Source organism: Thiorhodococcus fuscus, assembly GCF_042682685.1.
GTDB classification, from domain to species: domain Bacteria; phylum Pseudomonadota; class Gammaproteobacteria; order Chromatiales; family Chromatiaceae; genus Imhoffiella; species Imhoffiella fuscus.
Genome location: NZ_JBHUHX010000001.1, coordinates 124,191 through 146,416 on the forward strand (window position 1 = coordinate 124,191; position 22,226 = coordinate 146,416).

Below are 22,226 nucleotides of genomic sequence, written 5' to 3' on the forward strand. Positions count from 1 at the left end.
CTGGGTGCGGCTGGCGTTTCAAGAGCAGGGCGACCCGGTGTGGCCGCGCGAGTTTTCGCGCGTGAAGCCTCGGTGATGCGTATGACTGCGCGTCCACGAGACTTCGGAGGTCTCTTGCTGGACGGTTCCCGAGCGTGAAATAGAGGAACGCCAAGACTATGCCGATCGTCGCCCACAACGACCTGCCCACCTTCGCCCGTCTGCGCGAGGAGGGGCAGCAGATCCTTCCGCCCGATCTGGCGTTGCAGCAGGACATTCGGGAATTGCACGTGGGCTTGCTCAATATGATGCCCGACGCGGCCCTGGCCGCGACCGAGCGCCAGTTCTTCCGCTTGATTGGGCAGAGCAACCAGATCGCGCAGTTCTACGTCCATCCATTCAGCTTGAGTGGTCTTGAACGCGGCCCGGAGGCGAGCGCCCATATCGCTCGCTTCTACGAGCCGTTCGAGCGGGTTCGTGAGGAGGGGCTGGATGCGCTCATCATTACGGGCGCCAATGTCTCGGGTCCCGAGCTTGCCGACGAGCCCTTTTGGCAGCCGTTGATCGAGGTGGTCGATTGGGCCTACGAGAACGTCTGTTCCACGCTCTGTTCCTGTCTCGCCACCCATGCCGTCATGCAGTTCCGCTATGACCAGCGTCGTCGGCGGTTGCCCGAGAAGCGTTGGGGCGTCTTCTCGCATCGCGTCTTGGCGCGTACCCATCCGTTGGTCAGCAACGTGAATACGCGCTTCGACGTACCCCATTCGCGCTTCAACGACATTAGTCGCGAGCAGTTCGAGGCCGCTGGTCTGAGCGTGCTTGCAGGGAGCGATGAGGCCGGGGTTCATCTGGCGGTGAGTCCCGACGGCTTCCGCCAGGTCTTCTTTCAGGGACATCCTGAATACGACACTGTTTCGCTGCTCAAGGAGTACAAGCGCGAGGTCAGGCGGTTTGCCGTCGGTGCGCGACCGGACTACCCGCCATTCCCGGAAAACTATTTCGGGGTGCAGGCAGGCGCCATTCTCGACGAGCACCGAGCCCATGTGCTCGCGGCCCTGGATCAAGGGTGCGAAATGCCCGAGTTTCCGGAGGATCTAATCCTCCATGGGCTGCACAATACCTGGCACGACACGGCCGAAGGGGTGCTCGGCAACTGGATGGGGCTCGTCTACAAGGTCACCCATCATGATCGTGCCCGGAACTTCATGTCGCACGTGAATCCCGATGATCCGCTCGGTTTGGATTGGCCGAGTGCTTGCTTTTAAAGGCTCAAAAACACTTTCTCGCAACAGATAAGTCCGAAACCGATGGTACCGTCGGTTAGGTCGTCGGGCCGGTCTCCGTGTTATCAGGGCTGCGTATGCTTTTACCACACGTTTTGTTGTGAAATTGATACGAGCTTCCGGCTGATCGATACGCAATTCGTTAATCCGGCCTTTGGTTATGGATTCTTGATAAGTCTTAATCCATCACATTTTTTATCGCGAATGGGTGCAAATCCCGGTTGTCAACTGTTGCGTTTTGGTACTAGAATTAAACCATGAGATGCTGCATGCAGCCTAAATGATACAAGCGTGTTGTTTGTTTGTTTCGGCGGGGGTTTGATGGCAGCTCTGGCGGTGTCTCGGGTGGGACTACCGACTTCATGAACCAAATTCCGAGAAGGTCCAGACATGTTTGATGCAACCGAAAACGCGATCCGCTACAAATGGGATCCCCGCACATCGACCGGATTCAAACTGCGCTTCGACGCCGAAGGCGCTGCGAAGGGCTGCCATTGCTGCTTCCACGTCGAGGATTGGAATTGCCGCACGGTCACCAACGAGTGGCCCTGCGAGGACTTGGACGAGGCGCTGGAGGTGCTGAATCACTTCTTCACCTTGGATTTCAATCAGGAGCGCGAGCGTCTGAGCAGCTGGCTGCCGGTCGAGTATCGCGACGCCGCTTGAGGCACGCACCGCTCGTCGATCTCGAAAAGGGCCGCTTGCGGCCCTTTTTCTTTTTTGGCGAAATCAATGCCGAGTATTGCGTGGGTTTGAAACATCCACTGCGCGAATATTAGAATGCGGTAAATCTATCGCCGCATTCCGCCAGAAGGTGTCCCCATGCAGGATCCAGTCAGCCACTCGGACAGCACGATCGGCCGGGTCGAGGTCAAGGAAACGACGTGTTACATGTGCGCCTGCCGATGCGGCATCCGTGTCCACCTGCGCGACGGCGAGGTCCGCTACATCGATGGCAACCCCAAGCACCCGTTGAACAAGGGCGTCATCTGCGCCAAGGGCAGTTCGGGGATCATGAAGCAGTATTCGCCGGGGCGGATCACCAAACCGCTGCGGCGCAAGCCGGGTGCCGAGCGTGGCGAGAGCGCCTTCGAGGTGATCTCCTGGGATGAGGCGTTCGGAATGCTCGAAGAGCGTCTCGCCAAGCTGCGCGCCGAGGACCCCAAGAAATTCGCGCTCTTCACCGGTCGCGATCAGATGCAGGCCCTGACCGGACTCTTCGCCAAGCAGTACGGGACACCGAACTATGCGGCGCACGGCGGCTTCTGCTCGGTCAACATGGCTGCGGGTCTCATCTATACCATGGGGGGCTCCTTCTGGGAGTTCGGCGGGCCGGACCTCGAGCGCTCCAAGCTGTTCGTGATGATCGGCACCGCCGAGGACCATCACTCCAACCCGCTCAAGATCGCCATCTCCGAGTTCAAACGGCGTGGCGGGCGTTTCGTGTCGATCAATCCGATTCGCACCGGCTACTCGGCGATCGCTGACGAGTGGGTGCCGATCAAGCCGGGCACCGACGGCGCCCTGCTGTTGGCTATCGTCCACGAGATCATCAGCAAGGGACTCTTCGACCGCGAGTTCCTGGTTCAGTACACCAACTCGGCCGAGCTGGTCGTGGACGACCCGGAGCGTGAGAATCACGGTCTCTTCTATCGTGCCGAGATGCATGTGGAGGAGGGCTGTTTCGATCCGCAGAACAAGCTCTGGTGGGATCGCGACATCAACGGCCCTATCAGCACCCACACGCCTGGTGCCGATCCGCGTCTCATGGGCAGCTACGTGCTCCCCGATGGCACGCCGGTCAAGCCGTCCTTCCAGCTGCTGAAGGAGCGGGTCGAGCAATACACCCCGGAATGGGCGGCGCCGATCACCGGTATTCCAGCCGAGACCATCCGTCGTCTGGCCCACGAGATGGGCGTCACGGCGCGGGATCAGAAGATTGAGCTGCCGATCAAATGGACCGACTGTTGGGACAACGAGCATGAGTCGGTCACGGGCAATCCGGTTTCATTCCATGCCATGCGCGGACTGGCTGCGCATTCCAATGGCTTTCACACGATTCGGACCCTCGGCATCCTGATGACCCTGCTCGGGACCATCGATCGTCCCGGTGGCTTTCGACACAAGGCACCCTTTCCGCGCCCCATTCCACCTTGTCCCAAGCCGCCGCATGGTCCCGAGGCGGTGCAGCCGAACACCCCGCTCGATGGGATGCCGCTCGGTTGGCCGGCCAAGCCCGACGATCTCTTCGTCGACGCGGACGGCGAGGCGGTGCGTCTCGACAAGGCCTTCTCCTGGGAGTATCCGCTCTCGGTTCACGGGTTGATGCACAACGTCATCACCAACGCCTGGCGCGGCGACCCCTATCCGATCGACACGCTCTTTCTCTTCATGGCCAATATGGCCTGGAACTCGACCATGAACACGGTCGAGGTGCGCAAGATGCTGGTCGACAAGCATCCGAACGGCGAATACAAGATCCCCTTTCTGGTGGTGTGCGACACCTTTGCCTCTGAGACCGTGGCCTTTGCCGATCTGGTGCTGCCGGACACCAGCTATCTGGAGCGCCACGATGCGTTCTCCATGCTCGACCGTCCCATCTCCGAATTCGATGGACCGGTCGATGCGGTGCGGATTCCGATCCTGCCGCCCAAGGGCGACTGCAAGCCCTTCCAGGATGTGTTGGTCGAACTCGGGTCGCGGCTCAAGCTGCCAGCGTTCACCAAGGAAGACGGCAGCCGTAAATTCCGCGACTATCCCGACTTCGTCGTCAATTACGAGACCTCGCCTGGTTCGGGTATCGGTTTCCTGGCCGGTTGGCGCGGTCAGAGCGGCGACAAGGTGCTCAAGGGCGAGCCCAATCCGCGCCAGTGGGAGATGTATGCCCAGAACGGTTGCGTCTTCCATTACGAGCTGCCGCGCAATTACCAGTACATGCGCAACTGGAACAAGGGCTATCTGCACTGGGCACGCGCGCACGGCATGATCCGCTATGCCGAGCCGATCAATCTGCATCTCTATTCCGAGGTGCTGCAGAAGTTCCGGCTCGCGGCCCAGGGCAAGTGGCCGGGGCGGATTCCGCCCGAGCGTCTGCGCGAGCGGGTCGAGACCTTCTTCGATCCCTTGCCCTTCTATTACGATCCGCTGGAGTCTCAGCTGATCGACACCCGGCGCTATCCGCTCAACGCCCTAACCCAGCGCCCGATGGCCATGTATCACAGCTGGGATAGCCAGAATGCCTGGCTGCGCCAGATCCATAGCCATAACTATCTGTTCATGAGTCCTCGGGTCGGACTCTCGAACGGCTTCGGGGATGGCGATTGGGTCTGGGTCGAGTCGCCCCATGGCAAGGTGCGCTGTATGTGCCGCTTCTCGGAGGCGGTCGAGCCTGGCACCGTTTGGACCTGGAATGCCATCGGCAAGGCATCGGGTGCCTGGGGGTTGAGCGCCGACGCGGACGAGTCGCGCAAGGGCTTCCTGTTGAATCATGTCATCGCCGAGGAACTTCCGCCCAGCGCGGCGGGGGACCATCTCTCCAACTCAGATCCGGTGACGGGCCAGGCGGCTTGGTTCGATGTACGGGTACGGGTCTACAAGGCGGAAGACGGCGAGGCCAAGACGACCTCACCGCAGTTCAAGGCGATGCCGCGTCTGCCTGGACAGGAGAAGAAACGCGGCAAATGGCAGGCCTACGTCGCCGGCGTCTTCGGCAAGAAATGAACCCCCAACGACCAGTTCGTCACTTCCGATCGCCGGTATCGCGCTGCGAGCCAGCGGCCGGGAGTTGGGGGCTGGAGGCTGAAATATGACTCAACTCGCGCTCGTGATCGATCTCAACGTCTGTGTCGGCTGCCATGCCTGCGTCACGTCCTGCAAGGAGTGGAACACCTCCGGGTGGGCCGGACCGATGGTCGATCAGAATCCCTATGGCGCTTCGCCCAACGGGACCTTTTTCAATCGCGTGCAGACCTTCGAGGTCGGAACCTATCCTAATACGGAGACGGTGCATTTCCCCAAGAGCTGCCTGCATTGCGAGGAGCCGCCTTGCGTTCCCGTGTGTCCGACCGGTGCGTCCTACAAGCGCGCCGACAACGGCGTGGTGCTGGTCGACTACGACAAATGCATCGGCTGCAAGTATTGTTCCTGGGCGTGCCCCTACGGCGCGCGCGAACTGGATGCCGAGCAGAAGGTGATGAAGAAATGTACGCTGTGCATCGATCGCATTACCGACCCCAAGCTCTCCGAACGGGATCGCAAGCCGGCTTGCGTGCTGGCGTGCCCAGCGAGCGCACGGCTCTTCGGGGATGTCCACGATCCGGATTCGGAGGTTTCGGTGGCGATCCGCGAGCATGGTGGCTATCAACTGATGCCGGAGTGGGGGACCAAGCCGGCGAATCACTATCTGCCTCGCCAGAAGACTCGGATACATATCGATCCGGACGAGCTCACGCGTGTCGACAACCCGTTGCGCAAGGAAGATCTCACCAGCTACACGGGGGAGGAGACGCTCGACGATGTGGCCTGGTAGGCCAGCGTCGCCGATGCGGCGCCTTTGCCCGCGCACACCCCGGATATCGGACATTTACCAGGACCCATCGCCATGCATCCAGCCCTTTCTGTCATCTTCCTGACCACGTTGATCGGTGCCGGTCAGGGTCTCTATCTGGCCATGGTTACGGGGCAGTTGTATGCGGTTGCCCGTTTTTTGCCACGGCAGGAGGAGCAGTTCTACGCGATCGGCAGTCTGGTCGCGCTGGTTCTGCTGATCGCCGGTCTGGTTGCCTCCTTCTTTCATCTGGGGCGTCCCGAACGCGCCTGGCGCGCTGCCGCCATGTGGAAGACATCCTGGCTGTCACGCGAGGTCATCGTGCTTCCGGTGGTCATGGCGTTGGTCTTCGCCTATGGCATCGCCCATCTGCTCGACTGGACGCAGCCGCTGTTCCGGGTCGGTCAGTCGCTTGATGTCGATGTGACGCTCTTGCTCGGTCTGCTGGGAACGGTCGCAAGCTTCGCGCTCTATGTCTGCACCGCCATGATCTATGCCGGGGTCAAATTCCTTGAGGAGTGGCACACCCCCCTGACGGTGACCAATTTCATCTTTTTCGGAGCAGCCTCCGGATTCATGCTGGCTGCGGCCTATTCCGCCTACGTCGGCAATCCGCTGGTGACCTTCTACGGCACCTGGGCGGCCATTCTGACCGTCGTCGCATTGGGCTCGCGTCTCGCCCATCTTCTGCGCAATGCGCGCATCAAGCACAAGAGCACCGTTCAGACGGCCATCGGTGTGCGTCACACCGCCTTGAACCAGATGGCTCAAGGCGCGACCGGCGGGAGCTTCAATACGCGCGAGTTCTTCCATGGCCGGGATTCCAAGGTCCTGATTCTGATCCGTTATTGCTTCCTGGTCCTGGTTTTCCCGGCTCCCATCCTGCTGATCGGCGCCGCCTATGTCACCGAGTCCTCGACGCTCCCGATTCTGGCCTTTGCTATCCAGTTCGTGGGCTTGATGCTGGAACGCTGGTCCTTTTTTGCCGAGGCGCGCCATCCGCAGAATCTTTACTACCAGTCGGTGGCATGAGTCTCGTGCCGGCCTCGCTTGGAGTCGAGGTCTGAAATCGCTCCTGCCACTTCGTTATGTCCTTTCAACGAGGGCTCTGTATTTTGCCTGTGCGACTCCGGGACTCTCGCCCCTTCGTCACTGGGGAGTGCTCACGCGCTCACGTCTCATCGGGACTGATAGCTTTCGCGTGATGCTCCTTGGCCGGAAGCGTTGATGGGTCTGTTTACTTCGTGCTTGAGCGCAGGCCAGAACCCAGCGTCCTCGTACCCGACGGAGTACGAGTTGCCCTGAAAGCTATCCAGGGAAACGAAGCCTTGCGTGGCGTCGTCTAGCACTCCGATGACTCCGTGGCTTCCTGCTCCTAGGCCGACGAGAATTTCGCCTCTTCCATCAAGATCGACATCGCCGACCGCTGGGCGGGTCTCACCATTGACGAAGTCGTAATTCGGCATGTTGACTCCGGCAAGTCCCTTGGACACGAGTGCGTTGGATTGATAGTCGAAGACCTCCACGAGTCCGTCTCCGGCCGACCCGAGGCCGATGATGACCTCGTCCCGACCATCGCCATCGATATCGCCGAGCGCAGGACGAGTTTCGCCGATCTGAGAGGCGTAACTGCTCCAGGTGAGATCGCCACTGACCGTGTCTTCGACTCGGAGAAGTCGATCCTTGGCGACATTACGAATCGCTTCGGGGGTGGTCAATGCCTTCTTGTCTAGCGCGATGCCTTTCTGAACGACGAAAATACCTCCAGGCATGATGTTCGGGTTGCCATCGATTCCTGCGAATCCAACGACTAGATCGTCACGCCCATCGCCGTCGATGTCACCGAGTGCGGGAAACGTCTTACCTCCAGCCGCGAAATATTCGGGCCAGTCAACCGCCGTCCAGCCGAGCGACGTCAAGGCGCCGTTTTTGTAACCGAACACTTCCATCATGCCCAAGCCGCCGGTTCCGAGGCCGATGACGATCTCGTCTCGACCGTCGCCGTCGATATCGCCGATCGCCGGATATGTTTCGCCGCTCGTCGAGTTGTATTCAGGCCAAGAGACAGTTCCCCAGGCGAGAACGGAAAAATCATCGTCGAGAACTTGGAATGAGCCTTCCAATGGGGGTTGTCCGTCCCGAGCGGCATAGCCAATAACCACCTCGTCGCGACCGTCACCATCGATATCGCCGACCGCGACTCTCGAATCCCCTTCAGTCTGAAGAAATCTCTGCGGGCCGACGGATAGGGTGCGCTCCAGTTCCTTGTTCTTGTTATCGATCTCGACCCATCCGGCCTCCCCATCGCCGGATTTCGCTCCAAGAACATAGCGAAATTCTCCAGATGTGATTTCGTTCGAGAAATCGGATGTTTCATTCTGCCCGTCCGTGGCTTTGATGGCGAAATAATAGACTTGGAGTGAATCGAGATCGGAAAAGGTATAGGTGGTCGTGTGTTTGCCTAATTCGATGGGTGGATTTTCGTAATCTCCCGTTTGTGTACCATAGTAGAGTTCATAGTTCGTTACACGCGTGTCATCGACAGGGTCCCATTCGATGGTAATGGAGTTGGGCTGGCTTAGGGCACTGCTGGAGGCTAGGGCGGTAGCCATGAGGCATGTCAACTGTAGGCGATTCGTTCGGCTCTTCATGTCTGAACTCCATCAGAAATCGCGATGTGATCGCGTGCTCTGATTTTAGGTGTGACGCGATCATCATGTTAATGATTGAGTCGTTTTGTCAGGGGCTCGGCGTCCGGAAGTGCTCCCAGAATGGGTAGGCCAAGATAACGTGCGATTTGGCGTTCGGATTTGAATGCCGGGTCCGAGAATTCGCGGATTGCGATTGCAGCCATCATCGCTAACATCGAGACGATCAAGACCCAAAATGCGCGCGGCAGTCGATCGGGATTCCAAAAAACCAGGCGAGAGTCGATCGTGAGTGCACCCCTGTCTAGGCTGGGAGCCACTCCGATAGGCCGCTTGGCGTGCTGTAAGGCTTCTTTGTGTCTGGTCATGAGGCGATCGCTATAGTAATCGACCAAGTAACGCCCCAGCGCCTCTTGGGATCCCTGATACGCGAGTTGCAAATCCGAGTCGCCAACCTTCGACAAGTTTAGTGATTTATAGACGAGTCGGCGGAGGTCCGTTGTGTTGTCGGTCGCAAAGTTGGCCTTTTGTAGGAGTTCGGCCTTTCGTGATAAATCCGTGAGGGCGAAACCTTCCTGGAATAAGAGGTCAGGGCTCGCGATCAACTCGTTGAGATCGATCGAAACCACTGGGTTCTTCGCGATGAGAACGTTTCCGGAATACGAAAACGTTTGCGTTACGGTTACGGCACGCTCCGATAAAGTCGCCGAGGCTAAATAGATGAATGGCGGGAGTAAGGCCAAAGGTAGCCATTTTCGATGCGTGTTTAATGCGGTCAAAAGGCGTTTGACATTGAAGTGCATGGTGTCGTTATCCGTATTTGGTGTGGCCTGAGCGATGCGGTTTTCGCTCGCTATGAGAGGGTTTGAATTTCGGAGCGGCGTGACTGGCTCTTCGTCAGCGATGCACCGTTACCTGCGCTTCGATAGACCTCGCTGATTGGTTACCGCTCCGATGATGTTCACTCCGGAAATCTCCAGTGCCTTGCACGCCTTTCTTACACTCTGTCGCGGGGTCACTCCATTCATGACGACCATGATGACTCCGTCGACCATGCGCGCGAGCATGACTGGGTCCATCATCATTCGATTCGTTGGGAAGATTGCGCCGCCATCGATTAGTACGAGATCATACGTGTCTTTCGCCTGCTCGATCAGCCGCTGTCCAATGAGAAGCAGGTCGCTGCTCGTGCGCTGATGCGTTTCATGATCGGTTGGGGCAAGAAGAACGTCCAAGTCATAGCCGTCGGGTCTCAAGGTCAGGTCGGCGAGATCCGCGTTTTGGAATCGTTCCAGCGGATGCATCAACTCCACACCGAAAAAGCGATGTATTGCGGGCCTGTACCAGTTGAGGTCGATGAGGACCGCACGGGATTCCTTCATGAGCGCAGAGGTGGTGGCGAGTGAGGACATGAGTAAACTCTTGCCCTCACCAGTGGTCGCGCTCGTACACAAGATCGTTGTTGGCCGATTTCCTTTCAATGCATGCTCGATCGCGACGAGTATTCGTTTAATCTCGGCGATTTGCTCCAGCGCTTTGCGATTATTCGCGTCAAGTTCGGTCATGTTCGCTAATTCCCGTTTTTCACTATGGCTTGATTGGTTCGCGGCGGAGTGCTTTAGAGTTTGCGTCAATGCCGATCGCAGGTTGAATGCCGCTCATTCGGGTGTGGGCGTGGTGGTTGTTATTTGGCATCCAGGGATCCCGTTGTTGTTCTGTTCCCGCTCCAGAAAACGCTACCATCAATCGAATTCGCTGAATTAGGTCGGAGCGTCCTTGCGATTCAGTATAGGATCGGTCCGCCCTTTGCGCCCTCTCAGCTGGAAAGTCGGTTCTTGCTGTCCTCATCCTTCTCAGTCGGCATGAGTGGCGCTTGGTGTCTGGGCGTGCGATGTCTTATCCGAGTTTGGGGCGACCTGAATCGTTGCGAGGGGGCTCGGAGTCAGGGGCGTTCGGGCGCGTCGAAACGATGGGCGAGCGCCGAGTCACCGGATGGCCACTGCCCTTTGAGACGGTTGGTGGCCTCCGGACCAGCGAAGACGAGATAGCTGTAGCGTCCATAGTGCGGAACCTTGCGCGCGAGTGCTGGAAGCGTCTGGGCGTCTTCGGTTGCCAGCCAGGCGAGCGAGCGACCCTGGTGCAGACGGATCAGTACCAGGCTGTCCGAACGCGGGTCGATCGGCGTTTCCGCGACCCTGAGGTGGCCTGAGGCCTGTTTCAGCGCGAAACCCTTGGGATCGGCGGTGAACCTGTCGAACATGGCATTCTCCCAGCCGAGCAGCAGCACGGGGCCGGTGTTTGGCAGCTCCGAGATATCCGTGTCGTTGCGGATCGTCCAGTCTGGGCGTGTTCGCACCCAGGTCTCGGCGAGCTGGCGATAGCCTTGCAGGAGCGCCTTCGACGCCCTGGTCGGCAGGATGACGGTGCCTTGTTCGGATCCGAATAAAGTGCTCAGGGTTGCCGGTGTTTCGCCTGCACGCAGCTGGCGGAAGAGATCGAACTCCGGGTCGACGGCGACCCGGGTCGGCGCCGAATCGAGTGTGGCGCTGAAGGCCGTTTCGCGCGCATCGCTCGCGATCTTCAGTCGCACGGGCGCCCCGTCGCGTTGTTCGATGAGGATCGGAATCTCCAGCGGGAAAGGCGCTTCAGGCTGTGCTTGACCGATGGTTCCGGTGACCTCGAATCCGGCATTCGTCCGCCGGCTGTTGGTGTCTCTCAGCTCAAGTCTCGGGGCGCCGGTGCGTTGCGTCCAGGCGGAGAAAAAGTTGCCGAGATCGCGCCCGCTGACCGACTCGAAGGCCAGGCGCCAATCGGCATAGCCGGCGGCGCGGAATCGGTTGTCGCGATAGAAGCGGCGCAGCCCCTGTTTGAAGGTCTCATCGCCCAGTTGGCGTCGCAGCATATGGAAGAACATGGCCCCCTTGTCGTAACCGATCGACTGCGAGGCCGATCCGTGATTGGCACGAAATTCCGTCAATGGATAATCCTGGCTGGTGCGGACGTAGTCGGCATAGTCCTTGAGCATGGCTCGACGTTGCTCGGCACCTTGGCCTTGCTGTTCTTTCATCCAGTAGTCGGCCAGATAATTGGTGATGCCCTCGCTCCAGTTGCCCGACGCCGCATCGATATAGACGCCGTTGCCCCACCAGTTGTGCAGGATTTCATGCGGGAATGAGGTGTCGATGATGAATGGCAGGCGGATGACCTGGGAGCCGAGCAGGGCGAAAGAAGGCATGCCGTAGCCGCTTTCCCAGAAATTCTCGACCAGGGCGAACTTGGCGTAGGGGTAGGGGCCGATCAGGTCGGAGTAGAAACGCACGTAGCGCAGCGTTGCATCCAGATAACGTTGCGCCAGTTCGGGGTCGGGGTGGCGCAGATAGACCTGGGCGTCGAGACCGTTCGCGTGCTTGCGGTAGAGCTCGAAGGGGGCTGCGACCAGATAGATGTCGTCCTGTGGCTGCGCTTCTCGCCAGACCGAATGTCCGGATGCGGGGTCGCCGGGACCTGCGCCTTGCGAGACGGCGATCCAGCCGGTCGGAAGCGCGACGTCGAGCGCGAAGCGCTGCAGCGTGTCCGGCACCTGCGGATACCAGGCGCTGTTGCCGTCGAGGAAGACCCCGTCCGGCTGGATGGTGCCGGTGGAGGCGTGCCGGGTGCGACCCATGCCGTCGTCGATCGGCTGCAAGCCGTGCTGGATGGTGCCGCCATAGGTTAGAGTGACGGGTCCGGTTTGGCTTGGCCGCAGGATGAAGCGTTCCAGGTGTCGCCAGTGGCCATTTGGGATCAGCTCGGCGTTGTTGGATGCGACCTTTGGATCGAGCCCCGCGTGCAGCAAAAGCGTCCATGCGTCCCGGCCCTCGGGGAACCGCATCTGATCCTGGACCCTGATGCGACCGGCAGCCGGGTCGAGATTGACGCTCAGCCGGTGTTCTATGACTGCTGCTTCGGTCGCATGCGCGACAGGCGGCATGAGCGCGAGCGCGATGAGGACGAGCGGTGCGGCGAACTGGAATGCTGGGAATCTGTGCGGAAACATTGGATATCCTTTCGGGTTCGGCGGTCTCTGGATGAGAATGACCGAGGGATGGGAACGATTCAAGAACAGGCACCCATCTATGGATGCCGCAACCATAAGGAGGCCGCCCGTTTCGATGGCGGCTGGGAGAACGCGTGTCTCACAACACACATTCGGCCATGGTCCTCGCGGCCACACTGTTTGGGTTCGGTGGTCTGGCCTGCTCGACGAGCATGGCGGATCGGACGACCTTCGCCCACGATGCGAAGGACGCGCTGGCGGCTAACGACACTCGGGTGGTCGAGTCGGCGCGCCTGCTGGGTATGGACTGGCTGATCGGGCGCCTGGCCGATCGGCGGCTGGTCTTCGTCGGCGAACGCCACGACCGTTATGCGGACCATCTGAACCAGTTGGCCATCATTCAGGGATTGGTCGCTCGGGGTAAGAGGCTCGCGATCGGCATGGAGTGCTTCCAGCAGCCCTTTCAGGGCGCCCTCGACGACTATGTCGCCGGCCGAATCGACGAGGTCGAGCTGTTGCGCCGGACCCAGTATTTCGACCGCTGGCGTTTCGATTATCGACTCTATCGTCCGATCCTGCGCTATGCGCGCGCCCATAAAATTCCGCTGATCGCGCTCAATCTGCCCGCCGAGCTGACCGGCAAGGTCGGCGCGCTCGGGATCGATGGACTCGACGCGGCCGATCGCACGTCGATCCCGGCCGAGATCGATCGCGGGGATCCCGCCTATCGTGACCGCCTGCGTGCGGTCTTCGATCAGCATCCGGGCGCCGAGCATCGCAACTTCGAGCATTTCCTGGTGGTGCAGCTGTTGTGGGACGAGGGCATGGCCGAGCGCGCTGCCAAGTATCTGAAGGCGCATCCGGATCGCACCCTGGTGGTGCTGGCCGGTGCTGGACACCTGGAATATGGGCAAGGGATTCCCCAGCGTCTGCTGCGCCGCGTTCCGGCGCCGGCGGCCGTCGTGCTCAACGGGACCGATCGCGCCTTGGATCGAGAGGCCGCCGATTATTTCCTATTTCCGGCCTCGGTCGAGCTGCCGGCCTCCGGGCTGCTTGGCATCCAGCTCGACGAAGACACGCCGGGCGAGGGCGTCCGAGTGGTCGGCCTTGGCGAGGGCAGCGGGGCCAAGGCGGCCGGGATGGATGAGGGCGATCGCATCCTGAGCATCGAGGGACAGCCGGTTGCCCGCTATGCTGACATTCGCATCGCGTTGCTCGACGCCTCACCTGGACAGCGTCTGTCCGTCGAGGTGTTGCGTAAACGGTTGGTCGGCGGCGACCAACGCCTGACCCTTGAGGTTGAACTGCATTGACGACGTCCCTCGATCGCCGGCCGGAGCTGCTGTCGCCGGCCGGAACCCCGCGCAACATGCGCTACGCCTTCGCCTACGGTGCCGATGCGGTCTATGCCGGGCTCCCGCGCTACAGCCTGCGGGTGCGCAACAACGACTTCGATCTGGAGAACCTGGGGCTCGGGATCGCCGAGGCGCACGCCCAGGGCCGGCGCTTCTATCTCGCGGCCAACCTCATGCCGCACGGGGCCAAGCTGCGTACCTTTCTCGACGATATGGCACCCATCCTGGCGCTCGGACCGGATGCGCTCATCATGGCCGATCCTGGACTGATCATGCTGGTCCGGGAGCGCTGGCCCGAGATGCCGATCCATCTCTCGGTCCAGGCCAATACGGTCAATGCCGCGTCCGTGCGCTTCTGGGCGAGCCAGGGGCTGACGCGCGTCATCCTCTCGCGCGAACTCTCGCTCGACGAGATCGCCGAGATCCGCGACGCCTGTCCGGATATCGAGCTGGAGGTCTTCGTCCATGGTGCGCTCTGTGTCGCCTATTCGGGACGCTGTCTGCTCTCGGGCTATTTCAACCATCGCGATGCCAATCAGGGGTCCTGTACCAATGCCTGCCGCTGGGACTATCGGCTGGGCGCCGTTTCGCCAGTCGCGGGCGCGTCCGAAGGCGGTCGCCACCCGGCTGCGGACGAGGTCTATTTGCTGGAAGAGGCCAAGCGTCCCGGCGAGTATCTGCCGGTTTTCGAGGACGAGAACGGCACCTACATCATGAACTCGCGCGACCTACAGGCGGTCGCGCACGTCGGGCGTCTGGTCGCGATGGGGATCGACTGTCTCAAGATCGAGGGGCGCACCAAGTCGCACTACTATGCCGCTCGGACCGCGCAGGTCTATCGCGCGGCCATCGACGATGCGCTCGCCGGTCGTCCATTCCGTCCCGAACTGATCGGGGATTTGGAGGGGCTTGCCAATCGCGGCTATACGGAAGGCTTCTACCGGCGCCATGCCGCAGCGTCCGATCTACAGAACTATGCCGACGGTGCCTCGCGCAACCAGCGGCTGCTGTTCGTCGGGGATGTGACTCCGGGCGAGGGCGACTGGGCCGAGATCGAGGTCCGCAACCGCTTTGCCGTCGGCGACGAACTGGAGCTCATGTCTCCCGAGGGCAATCGGCGCTTTCGGCTCGATCGCATGCTGGATTTGGAACATGGTCCACTGGAGGTCGCCCCCGGCGCCGGCTGGCGCGTCCGCATTCCGTTGCCCGAACGGCCCGCATCCATGTCGCTGCTTGCGCGCGTGCTCGATGCCTCTTGAGCGCCAGGTGAGTCGGACTCGGGAGCCGATTAGACACCCTGTCGAATCCAGGGCTCCAACCGTCACTCGACCCAGTCGATCAGGTTCATCAGTGGATTCGCCCCCGTCTCTGGGCTGATGACGCGTCCGCGCACGCCTTGACCGGCCTCGAAGACGGACTGGGGATCGCCGGTCAGCAGCGGATGCCAGATCGGGAGCGGTCTTCCCTCGGTGAGACGCCGGTAGGCGCAGGTCTCGGGCAGCCAGGAGGGTTTCTCTAAGGTTTCCGGAGTCAGCGTCACGCAGTCGTGCATCGATCGGGCGCGATTGCTGTAGTCGCTACAGCGGCAGCTGTCCAGATCCAGCAGTGCGCAGGCGACGCGCGAATAGATGATGCGGCCCGTGTCCTCGTCCTCGAATTTTTCGAGGCAGCACTTGCCGCAGCCGTCGCAGAGCGACTCCCACTGCTCGGCCGTCATGTCTGTCAGTGGAGTTGTTTCCCAGAATGGTTCGTTCATCTCGCTCGTCGCCGCCCGTGCATCGTCAGTGGTTCATCGCAGGCGGGCGAGTATAGCGGAAGGGCGAAATCGTTGGTGCGGCTCGCGTTATACTCGGACTCCACACACGCGGAACCCGATCGACTTGGGCTCCAGCGGGAATGTCGATGTATCTGTCGCTTCAGGGGCGATGTTCGATGCCATCCTCTCTTTTCGATACACCCCTCGGCCCCATCGCGGTCCATTGGCAGGGCGAGACCTTGACTGGGATCGATCTGGAGCCACTGGGTTTGGCCGGCCCGGATTCCAGTTCGTTGGCGTCATTGCCCGGCTGGATCGCTCGGCAGCTGGAGGCCTATTTCACCTGCTCCGAGACCCGCTTCGATTTCCCTTTGGCACTGGCTGGAACGCCCTATCAGCGGCGCGTTTGGTCGGCGCTGCAAGCGATCCCGGTCGGCGAAACCCGTACCTATGGTGATCTGGCGCATGAGTTGGGAAGCGCCGCGCGCGCGGTCGGTCAGGCCTGTCGCTCCAATCCCTGTCCGATCGTCGTGCCCTGCCATCGGGTGGTGGCCAAGCAGGGACTGGGCGGATTTGCGGGCGATACGAGCGGTCGTCGCTTGGAGGTGAAGCGCTGGCTGTTGCGCCACGAGGGTGTCGCCCATGTCTGATCGGGGGGCGCGCTGATGGCCGACGATCGGGCAGTGATCGAGGGTTTCGCGGATGCGCTCTGGATGGAGCGCGGTCTGAGTCAGAACACCCTGGCGGCCTATCAGTCGGATCTGCGTGCCTTCGCGGTCTGGATGGTCCGAGAGCGAGGGCACGGATTGGTGGAGGCGCGGCGGATCGATCTATTGGGGTATTTGGAGCTACTCGCCGAGCAGGGGCGCAACCCACGCTCGACGGCGCGTCTGCTCTCGTGTCTTCGGCAGTTCTATCAGCACCTGCTGCGCCGGGGTTTGATCTCGGAGGACCCCAGTGCGCGCGTGGACTCGCCCAAGCTGGGTCGTCCGCTGCCCAAGAGTCTCAGCGAGTCCGAGGTCGAGGCGCTGCTCGGCGCGCCGGATACCCAGGATCCGCGCGGTCATCGCGACCGCACCATGCTGGAGGTGCTCTATGCGAGCGGTTTGCGCGTCACCGAGCTGGTAACCCTGACGCCGAGTCAGGTGAGTCTGACCCAGGGCGTGGTGCGCATCATGGGCAAGGGCGGCAAGGAGCGTCTGGTTCCCTTGGGAGAGGAGGCCTGCGTCTGGCTGAAGGACTATCTCCGGGGGCCGCGCATGGATCTGCTCGGCGGGCGGGTCAGCGACTATCTCTTTCCGACCGGACGTAGCGACTGCATGACGCGCCAGGCATTCTGGCTGCTTATCAAGCGTTACGCCATCCAGGCAGGGGTCGTGAAGCCGTTGTCTCCGCACACGCTGCGCCATGCCTTCGCGACCCATCTCCTCAATCACGGCGCCGATCTCCGAGTGGTTCAGATGCTGCTGGGGCATAGTGACCTTTCAACCACTCAGATCTATACCCATGTGGCGCGTGAGCGGCTGAAGCGGTTGCATGCGCGGCACCATCCGAGAGGATGAGTCATGCGGTATTCGCGTTTGCGGCGCCATTCCGTTGCGAACGCACCGGACGTCCGAACGCGTTATAGTTAGTCGCTTTCGGCGTTCCAGCGAGAGATTCATTCATGCCCTCTTTCGATATTGTCTCTGAAATCGACCTTCAGGAGGTCCGCAACGCGGTCGATCAGGCCAATCGCGAAATCGGTACGCGGTTCGACTTCAAAGGGATCGATGCCAGTTTCGAGTTGACCGACGACAAGATCCTCATGGTCGGCGAGCAGGAATTCCACCTTCAGCAGATGATGGATATCCTTCGCCAGAAACTGGTCAAACGGAAGGTCGATCTCGACTGCCTGGATCCCAAGGAACCGGTTTCCTCGCTCAATGCCGCCCGCCAGGAGGTCCTCCTCAAACAGGGTGTCGATTCCGACACGGCCAAGAAGATGGTCAAGTCCATCAAGGCCAGCAAGCTCAAGGTGCAAGCCCAGATCCAAGGCGACCAGGTGCGGGTCACCGGTAAGAAACGTGACGACCTGCAGGAGGCGATCGCGCACTTGCGCGCGCAGGATTGGGGGCTGCCGGTCCAGTTCAATAATTTCAGAGACTAGAGACTTTTCCTCATGCTGAGACTTCGTGATTTCGCCCTGCTGGCCGGTTCGCTGGCCCTGGTTTCGAGCGCGGCGCTCGCCTCGCCCGAGGATGATGTGCGCGCCTCGCTCAAGAAGGTGATCCCGGACATCGAGATCACCAGCATTCAGGCGTCACCCATCAAGGGCCTCTACGAGGTGATGGCCGGCTCCGAGCTGATGTACGTGACCGCTGACGGCCGTTATTACATGAGCGGTCATATCGTCGATCTGAAGACCCGCAAGGACCTGACCGAGCCCCGTCTGGCCGAGGCGCGCAAGCGTTTGATCGATTCGGTCGGCGAGGACAAGATGGTGATCTTCGGCCAGCCGGACGCCAAGCATACGGTGACGGTCTTCACCGACATCGAGTGCGGTTATTGCCGCAAGCTGCATAGCCAGATCGCCGACTACGAGAAGGAGGGGATTCGCGTGCGCTATCTCTTCTTCCCGCGCGCGGGCAAGAACAGTCCAGCCTATGAAGAGGCGGTATCGGTCTGGTGTGCCGGCGATGCCGATGCGCGTCGCGCGGCCATGACCAAGGCCAAGACCGGTGAGAAGATTCCGGTCAAGACCTGTGACAATCCGGTCGATACCCATATGGCGCTCGGTCAGGAGATCGGGTTGCGCGGTACGCCGGCCATCGTGACCGAGGATGGTCAGCTGATTCCGGGCTATGTGGAGCCCAAGCGTCTGGCGGCTGAGCTCGACGGCGGTACCGGCAGTTGATCCGGGAACGAACCCTCATTCTGTCTTTTTAGTGTCGAGAACCATGGTGCGTCGTCCGATCAGTGCATTTGAATTGGAGTTCGCCTGGCGCACGGATAAGGGGCGGGTGCGGTCGCGTAATGAGGATGCGGTCGTCGTCCACCCCGAATGGGGGTTGGTGGTCGTCGCCGACGGCGTCGGCGGCGCCAGCGCCGGGGATGTGGCCAGTCGTTTGGCGGCCGAGACCATCTCCGAGCGTTTTGGCCGTCTCTCGACGCCGCGTTCCGACCCGGAAAAGGCGCGTCTCTATGTCGAGGCCGCAGTCGAAGAGGCCAATATCAGCATCTGGCGTCACAGCAAGCAGCGCACCGAGTGCACCGGGATGGGCACGACGGTGGTGGTCGGATCGCTGGGGTGGGACTGGATGGCCTTTGCCCATGTCGGCGATTCGCGCATCTATCGGCTGAGGGAGAGCGCGTTCGTTCAGCTCTCGCGCGACCATTCATTTATCCAAGAGGTCGTGGATCAGGGATTCTTTACCTCGCGCGAGGATGCCCGACGTTACGGGATCGGCGAGAACATCCTGACCCGCGCGCTCGGCTCCGCCCCTGGCGTCGGGGTCTCCTCCGATCTGGTCGAGATCCAAAGCGGGGATGTCTTCGTCTTCTGCACCGACGGTCTGACCGGCATGGTCCCGGAGGACTGGATGTGTCAGATCCTCATGGTCGTGGGCGAAAACTCGCTCGACGCGGCGGCCGACGCACTCATCCGCATGGCCAACGAGCGCGGCGGAACCGACAACATCACGCTGGCCCTGGTCAAGGTCGGCGAGCGTATCGGCTGATCCAGCCTCCAGCCTCCAGCCTCCAGCCTCCAGCCTCCAGCCTCCAGCCTCCAGCCTCCAGCCTCCAGCCTCCAGCCTCCAGCCTCCAGGGGCATTATCGATCTGCGCTTTCTCGATTCCAGTCATTGGGTGAACAATCGCTGGTAGCTGGTAGCTGGTAGCTGGTAGCTGGTAGCTGGTAGCTGGTAGCTGGTAGCTGGTAGCTGGTAGCTGGTAGCTGGTAGCTGGTAGCTGGTAGCTGGTAGCTCTTTGGCTAATCAACCATCTCCTTCAGGCGATACAGCTGTGCCAGCGCCTCGCGCGGGGACAGTGCGTCCGGGTCCAGCTCGCGTAGCGCGTCGCATACCGGAGGCTCGGGGATCGGTTCCGGCTCGGATGCGAACAGGGATAGCTGCACGGCCTCACGCTCGGCGTGACGATGGGCCGCAGCCTCCAGCTCGCGTAGCCGGGTGCGGGCGCGCTTGATCACCTCGGACGGAACGCCCGCAAGGGCCGCGACCGCCAGTCCGTAGCTCTGGTTGGCCGGGCCTTCGCGTAGTGCGTGCATGAAGACGATCGAGTTGTCGTGCTCGACGGCGTCCAGATGCACGTTGACGATGCCTGGGTGCTCGTCGGGCAGGGTGGTCAGCTCGAAATAGTGGGTCGCGAACAGGCTGTAGGCGCCGATCCGGGTCGCCAGCTCGATGCTGCACGACCAGGCCAGCGAGAGTCCGTCGAAGGTGCTGGTGCCGCGTCCCACCTCGTCCATCAGCACCAGGCTGCGCTCGGTCGCGTTGTTCAGGATGTTGGCGGTCTCCTCCATCTCGACCATGAAGGTCGAACGCCCGCCCGCCAGGTCGTCCGATGCGCCGATACGCGAGAAGATACGGTCCACCGTGCCGATGGTTGCCGATGCGGCCGGAACATAGCTGCCGGCATAGGCGAGCAGCACGATGAGCGCATTCTGGCGCATATAGGTCGACTTGCCGCCCATGTTGGGGCCGGTGATTACCAGCATGCGGCGTTCGGCGTCCATCAGCAGATCGTTGGCGACGAAGGGGACGTCGATCACCCGCTCGACCACCGGATGGCGGCCGTCGCGGATCTCGATGCGGCTGTCCTCGGTCAGCGTGGGGCATGACCAGTTCAGTGTCTCGGCGCGCTCGGCCAAGTTGGCGATGGCATCGAGCGCGGCGATTCCGGCGGCGCTCGTTTGTAGCGGTGCCAGTCGTTCGGTCAGCCGGCCGAGCAGTTCTTCGTAGAGCGCCTTTTCGCGCGCCAGGGCCCGCTCGCGGCTGCTCAGTACCTGGTCCTCGAAGCGTTTGAGTTCGGGCGTGATGTAGCGTTCGGCGCCCTTGAGCGTCTGGCGGCGGATGTACTCGGCCGGCACCTGATCGGCCTGGGCGCGGGAAAGCTCGATGTAATAGCCGTGCACCCGGTTGTAGCCGACCTTGAGTCCGGGGATTCCGGTGCGTTCGCGTTCGCGCGTCTCTAGGTCGATCAGGAACCTGTCCGCGTTGTTCGAGAGATCGCGCAGCTGGTCCAGCTCCGAATCGTATCCGGGTGCGATGACGCCGCCGTCGCGGATCAGGACCGGCGGCTGCGGGAGGATCGCGCGGATCAGCAGGTCCAGGATCTCGGGATGCTCGCCGATCTCGGCATCCAGGCGCGTTAGCAATGGATCGTCGAGTCCGGCGATCTGCTCGCGCAGCACGGGAAGCACCGCGAGCGAGTCGCGCAGCACGGCCAGATCGCGCGGTCGGGCTGAGCCCAGCGCGACACGGGCGAGGATGCGTTCCAGATCGCCGATCTCGGACAGATGCTCCCGCAGGGGTTCGAGTCGACGCTGGTCGGTCAGGGTGCGGATGGCCGCGTGGCGCTCGCGCACCGATTGCAGGTCGCGCAGCGGACGGTTGAGCCAGCGTCGCAGCAGTCGGCTGCCCATGGCCGTTGCGGTGCGGTCCAGGATGCCGGCGAGGGTGTGCTCGGGGCGTCCTGTCAGGCTTTCGGTGAGCTCCAGATTGCGGCGGGTCGCGGCGTCGAGGATGAGCGCCTCGTCGCGCTGCTCTGTGCTGAGACCACGGATGTGGGGCAGGGCGGCGAATTGGGTGTCGCGCACGTATTGCAGCAGACAGCCGGCCGCGCCAATGGCGAGCGGCAGGGTCGCACAGTCGAATCCGCTCAGATCGCGGGTGCCGAACTGCTCGCACAGCGACTGTTGCGCCGAATCGGCGTCGAAATGCCAGGCCGGGCGGCGGGTGACGCCGCGCTCCAGACGCAGGTCCAGTGGCAGGCGGCTGTCCTCGTCGACCAGAATCTCGGCGGGCTTGAGCCGTTCCAGCTCGCTCGCCAGCGCCTCGCGGCTGGCCACTTCCAACACCGAGAAGCGGCCGCTGGAGAGTTCCAGCACGGCCAAACCGAATCCGTCCTTCGATTCGGCGATGGCGGTCAACAGGTTCTCGCGGCGCTCGTCCAGCAATGCCTCGTCGGTCAGCGTACCGGGCGTGACGATACGCGCCACCTTGCGCTCGACCGGACCCTTGCTTGCGGCCGGATCGCCGATCTGCTCGCAGATGGCGACCGAGACACCCTTGCGCACCAGTTTGGCCAGATAGCCCTCGGCGGCATGATAGGGGACGCCCGCCATGGGGATGGGCCGGCCGGCCGACTGGCCGCGCTTGGTCAGGGTGATGTCCAACAGCCGCGCGGCGCGCTCGGCATCCTCGAAGAAGAGCTCGTAGAAGTCCCCCATCCGGTAGAAGAGCAGCATGTTCGGGTGGTCCGCCTTGATTCGCAGGTACTGCTGCATCATGGGCGTGTGCTGGGAGAAATCGTTGGACATGCGATCCATTCTGTCTGTTGGAGGTCGAAAGGGTCGCTAGTCTAGTGCGGTTGGACGCAAATGTGCAGGCGCCGTTCTCGGTC

18 protein-coding genes are annotated in these 22,226 nt (G+C 61.6%); 12 read left to right on the top strand and 6 right to left on the bottom strand.

The features are described from left to right. The first annotated feature begins 158 nt into the window (after positions 1-158). The 5 genes from metA (at position 159) to soeC (ending at position 6,840) form a co-directional block, all read left to right on the top strand. Positions 159-1,244 carry a homoserine O-succinyltransferase MetA gene (metA, locus tag ACFSJC_RS00535; RefSeq protein WP_386021653.1) on the top strand — a complete coding sequence of 362 codons (1,086 nt, stop codon included), beginning with the start codon at positions 159-161 and terminating at the stop codon, positions 1,242-1,244. A 408-nt stretch (positions 1,245-1,652) separates the two neighbouring features. Continuing rightward, positions 1,653-1,928, top strand: a complete 276-nt coding sequence (locus tag ACFSJC_RS00540) for a hypothetical protein (protein WP_386021656.1) — start codon at positions 1,653-1,655, stop codon at positions 1,926-1,928. 156 nt (positions 1,929-2,084) lie between these two features. Next, positions 2,085-4,982, top strand: coding sequence for a sulfite dehydrogenase subunit SoeA (soeA, locus tag ACFSJC_RS00545; protein WP_386021659.1), 2,898 nt, complete (start codon positions 2,085-2,087; stop codon positions 4,980-4,982). Between the two features lie 85 nt (positions 4,983-5,067). Next, positions 5,068-5,790, top strand: coding sequence for a sulfite dehydrogenase subunit SoeB (gene soeB, locus ACFSJC_RS00550; RefSeq protein ID WP_386021662.1), 723 nt, complete (start codon positions 5,068-5,070; stop codon positions 5,788-5,790). 72 nt (positions 5,791-5,862) lie between these two features. Next, on the top strand, positions 5,863-6,840 hold the full coding sequence (gene soeC / locus ACFSJC_RS00555) for a sulfite dehydrogenase subunit SoeC (RefSeq protein ID WP_386021664.1): 978 nt from the start codon (positions 5,863-5,865) through the stop codon (positions 6,838-6,840). Between the two features lie 146 nt (positions 6,841-6,986). On the opposite strand, the gene ACFSJC_RS00560 is transcribed toward soeC, so the two are convergent. The 4 genes from ACFSJC_RS00560 to ACFSJC_RS00575 all read right to left on the bottom strand — a co-directional run bounded on the left by ACFSJC_RS00560 (position 6,987) and on the right by ACFSJC_RS00575 (position 12,492). Continuing rightward, positions 6,987-8,420: an FG-GAP-like repeat-containing protein gene (locus tag ACFSJC_RS00560; RefSeq protein WP_386021667.1), complete on the bottom strand. Its 1,434-nt coding sequence runs from the start codon at positions 8,418-8,420 to the stop codon at positions 6,987-6,989. Between the two features lie 107 nt (positions 8,421-8,527). Beyond that, positions 8,528-9,259: a hypothetical protein gene (locus ACFSJC_RS00565; RefSeq protein ID WP_386021670.1), complete on the bottom strand. Its 732-nt coding sequence runs from the start codon at positions 9,257-9,259 to the stop codon at positions 8,528-8,530. 108 nt (positions 9,260-9,367) lie between these two features. Next, positions 9,368-10,021, bottom strand: a complete 654-nt coding sequence (locus ACFSJC_RS00570) for a CpsD/CapB family tyrosine-protein kinase (protein ID WP_386021673.1) — start codon at positions 10,019-10,021, stop codon at positions 9,368-9,370. Between the two features lie 377 nt (positions 10,022-10,398). Then, on the bottom strand, positions 10,399-12,492 hold the full coding sequence (locus tag ACFSJC_RS00575) for a M1 family metallopeptidase (protein WP_386021676.1): 2,094 nt from the start codon (positions 12,490-12,492) through the stop codon (positions 10,399-10,401). A 134-nt stretch (positions 12,493-12,626) separates the two neighbouring features. On the opposite strand from ACFSJC_RS00575, the gene ACFSJC_RS00580 reads away from it, so the two are divergent. Next, the gene (locus tag ACFSJC_RS00580) at positions 12,627-13,805 is read left to right on the top strand and encodes a ChaN family lipoprotein (RefSeq protein ID WP_386021679.1); all 1,179 of its coding nucleotides are present in this window, start codon (positions 12,627-12,629) and stop codon (positions 13,803-13,805) included. 56 nt (positions 13,806-13,861) lie between these two features. After that, positions 13,862-15,106: a prephenate-dependent tRNA uridine(34) hydroxylase TrhP gene (trhP, locus tag ACFSJC_RS00585; RefSeq protein ID WP_386021786.1), complete on the top strand. Its 1,245-nt coding sequence runs from the start codon at positions 13,862-13,864 to the stop codon at positions 15,104-15,106. A 62-nt stretch (positions 15,107-15,168) separates the two neighbouring features. On the opposite strand, the gene ACFSJC_RS00590 is transcribed toward trhP, so the two are convergent. Further along, positions 15,169-15,603, bottom strand: coding sequence for a YcgN family cysteine cluster protein (locus ACFSJC_RS00590; RefSeq protein ID WP_386021682.1), 435 nt, complete (start codon positions 15,601-15,603; stop codon positions 15,169-15,171). 176 nt (positions 15,604-15,779) lie between these two features. Here ACFSJC_RS00590 and ACFSJC_RS00595 point away from each other — a divergent pair, with 176 nt between their 5' ends. The 5 genes from ACFSJC_RS00595 (at position 15,780) to ACFSJC_RS00615 (ending at position 19,322) form a co-directional block, all read left to right on the top strand. After that, positions 15,780-16,253: a methylated-DNA--[protein]-cysteine S-methyltransferase gene (locus ACFSJC_RS00595; RefSeq protein WP_386021684.1), complete on the top strand. Its 474-nt coding sequence runs from the start codon at positions 15,780-15,782 to the stop codon at positions 16,251-16,253. Positions 16,254-16,268: 15 nt separating this feature from the next. Further along, entirely contained in the window at positions 16,269-17,165 is an 897-nt protein-coding gene (gene xerD / locus ACFSJC_RS00600) for a site-specific tyrosine recombinase XerD (RefSeq protein WP_465324410.1), read from the top strand. Between the two features lie 104 nt (positions 17,166-17,269). Then, the gene (locus ACFSJC_RS00605; protein ID WP_386021687.1) at positions 17,270-17,752 is read left to right on the top strand and encodes a YajQ family cyclic di-GMP-binding protein; all 483 of its coding nucleotides are present in this window, start codon (positions 17,270-17,272) and stop codon (positions 17,750-17,752) included. A gap of 12 nt (positions 17,753-17,764) precedes the next feature. Next, a complete protein-coding gene (locus ACFSJC_RS00610; RefSeq protein ID WP_386021690.1) occupies positions 17,765-18,499 on the top strand; it encodes a DsbC family protein in 735 nt (244 codons plus the stop codon). Between the two features lie 43 nt (positions 18,500-18,542). Further along, positions 18,543-19,322, top strand: coding sequence for a PP2C family protein-serine/threonine phosphatase (locus ACFSJC_RS00615; protein ID WP_386021693.1), 780 nt, complete (start codon positions 18,543-18,545; stop codon positions 19,320-19,322). 253 nt (positions 19,323-19,575) lie between these two features. Here the strand turns inward: ACFSJC_RS00615 and mutS are convergent, their stop codons facing one another. After that, positions 19,576-22,143 carry a DNA mismatch repair protein MutS gene (gene mutS, locus ACFSJC_RS00620; RefSeq protein WP_386021696.1) on the bottom strand — a complete coding sequence of 856 codons (2,568 nt, stop codon included), beginning with the start codon at positions 22,141-22,143 and terminating at the stop codon, positions 19,576-19,578. Positions 22,144-22,226: the final 83 nt, after the last annotated feature.

What these genes read in the sequence shown, in the direction of transcription:
- ACFSJC_RS00540 (WP_386021656.1), top strand. Translation starts at nt 1,653, where the DNA reads ATGTTTGATGCAACCGAAAACGCGATCCGCTACAAATGGGATCCCCGC.
- metA (WP_386021653.1), top strand. Translation starts at nt 159, where the DNA reads ATGCCGATCGTCGCCCACAACGACCTGCCCACCTTCGCCCGTCTGCGC.
- ACFSJC_RS00615 (WP_386021693.1), top strand. Translation starts at nt 18,543, where the DNA reads ATGGTGCGTCGTCCGATCAGTGCATTTGAATTGGAGTTCGCCTGGCGC.
- ACFSJC_RS00605 (WP_386021687.1), top strand. Translation starts at nt 17,270, where the DNA reads ATGCCCTCTTTCGATATTGTCTCTGAAATCGACCTTCAGGAGGTCCGC.
- ACFSJC_RS00590 (WP_386021682.1), bottom strand. Translation starts at nt 15,603, where the DNA reads ATGAACGAACCATTCTGGGAAACAACTCCACTGACAGACATGACGGCC.
- mutS (WP_386021696.1), bottom strand. Translation starts at nt 22,143, where the DNA reads ATGTCCAACGATTTCTCCCAGCACACGCCCATGATGCAGCAGTACCTG.
- ACFSJC_RS00570 (WP_386021673.1), bottom strand. Translation starts at nt 10,021, where the DNA reads ATGACCGAACTTGACGCGAATAATCGCAAAGCGCTGGAGCAAATCGCC.
- soeC (WP_386021664.1), top strand. Translation starts at nt 5,863, where the DNA reads ATGCATCCAGCCCTTTCTGTCATCTTCCTGACCACGTTGATCGGTGCC.
- trhP (WP_386021786.1), top strand. Translation starts at nt 13,862, where the DNA reads ATGCGCTACGCCTTCGCCTACGGTGCCGATGCGGTCTATGCCGGGCTC.
- ACFSJC_RS00610 (WP_386021690.1), top strand. Translation starts at nt 17,765, where the DNA reads ATGCTGAGACTTCGTGATTTCGCCCTGCTGGCCGGTTCGCTGGCCCTG.
- ACFSJC_RS00575 (WP_386021676.1), bottom strand. Translation starts at nt 12,492, where the DNA reads ATGTTTCCGCACAGATTCCCAGCATTCCAGTTCGCCGCACCGCTCGTC.
- soeB (WP_386021662.1), top strand. Translation starts at nt 5,068, where the DNA reads ATGACTCAACTCGCGCTCGTGATCGATCTCAACGTCTGTGTCGGCTGC.
- ACFSJC_RS00595 (WP_386021684.1), top strand. Translation starts at nt 15,780, where the DNA reads ATGCCATCCTCTCTTTTCGATACACCCCTCGGCCCCATCGCGGTCCAT.
- soeA (WP_386021659.1), top strand. Translation starts at nt 2,085, where the DNA reads ATGCAGGATCCAGTCAGCCACTCGGACAGCACGATCGGCCGGGTCGAG.
- ACFSJC_RS00565 (WP_386021670.1), bottom strand. Translation starts at nt 9,259, where the DNA reads ATGCACTTCAATGTCAAACGCCTTTTGACCGCATTAAACACGCATCGA.
- xerD (WP_465324410.1), top strand. Translation starts at nt 16,269, where the DNA reads ATGGCCGACGATCGGGCAGTGATCGAGGGTTTCGCGGATGCGCTCTGG.
- ACFSJC_RS00560 (WP_386021667.1), bottom strand. Translation starts at nt 8,420, where the DNA reads ATGGCTACCGCCCTAGCCTCCAGCAGTGCCCTAAGCCAGCCCAACTCC.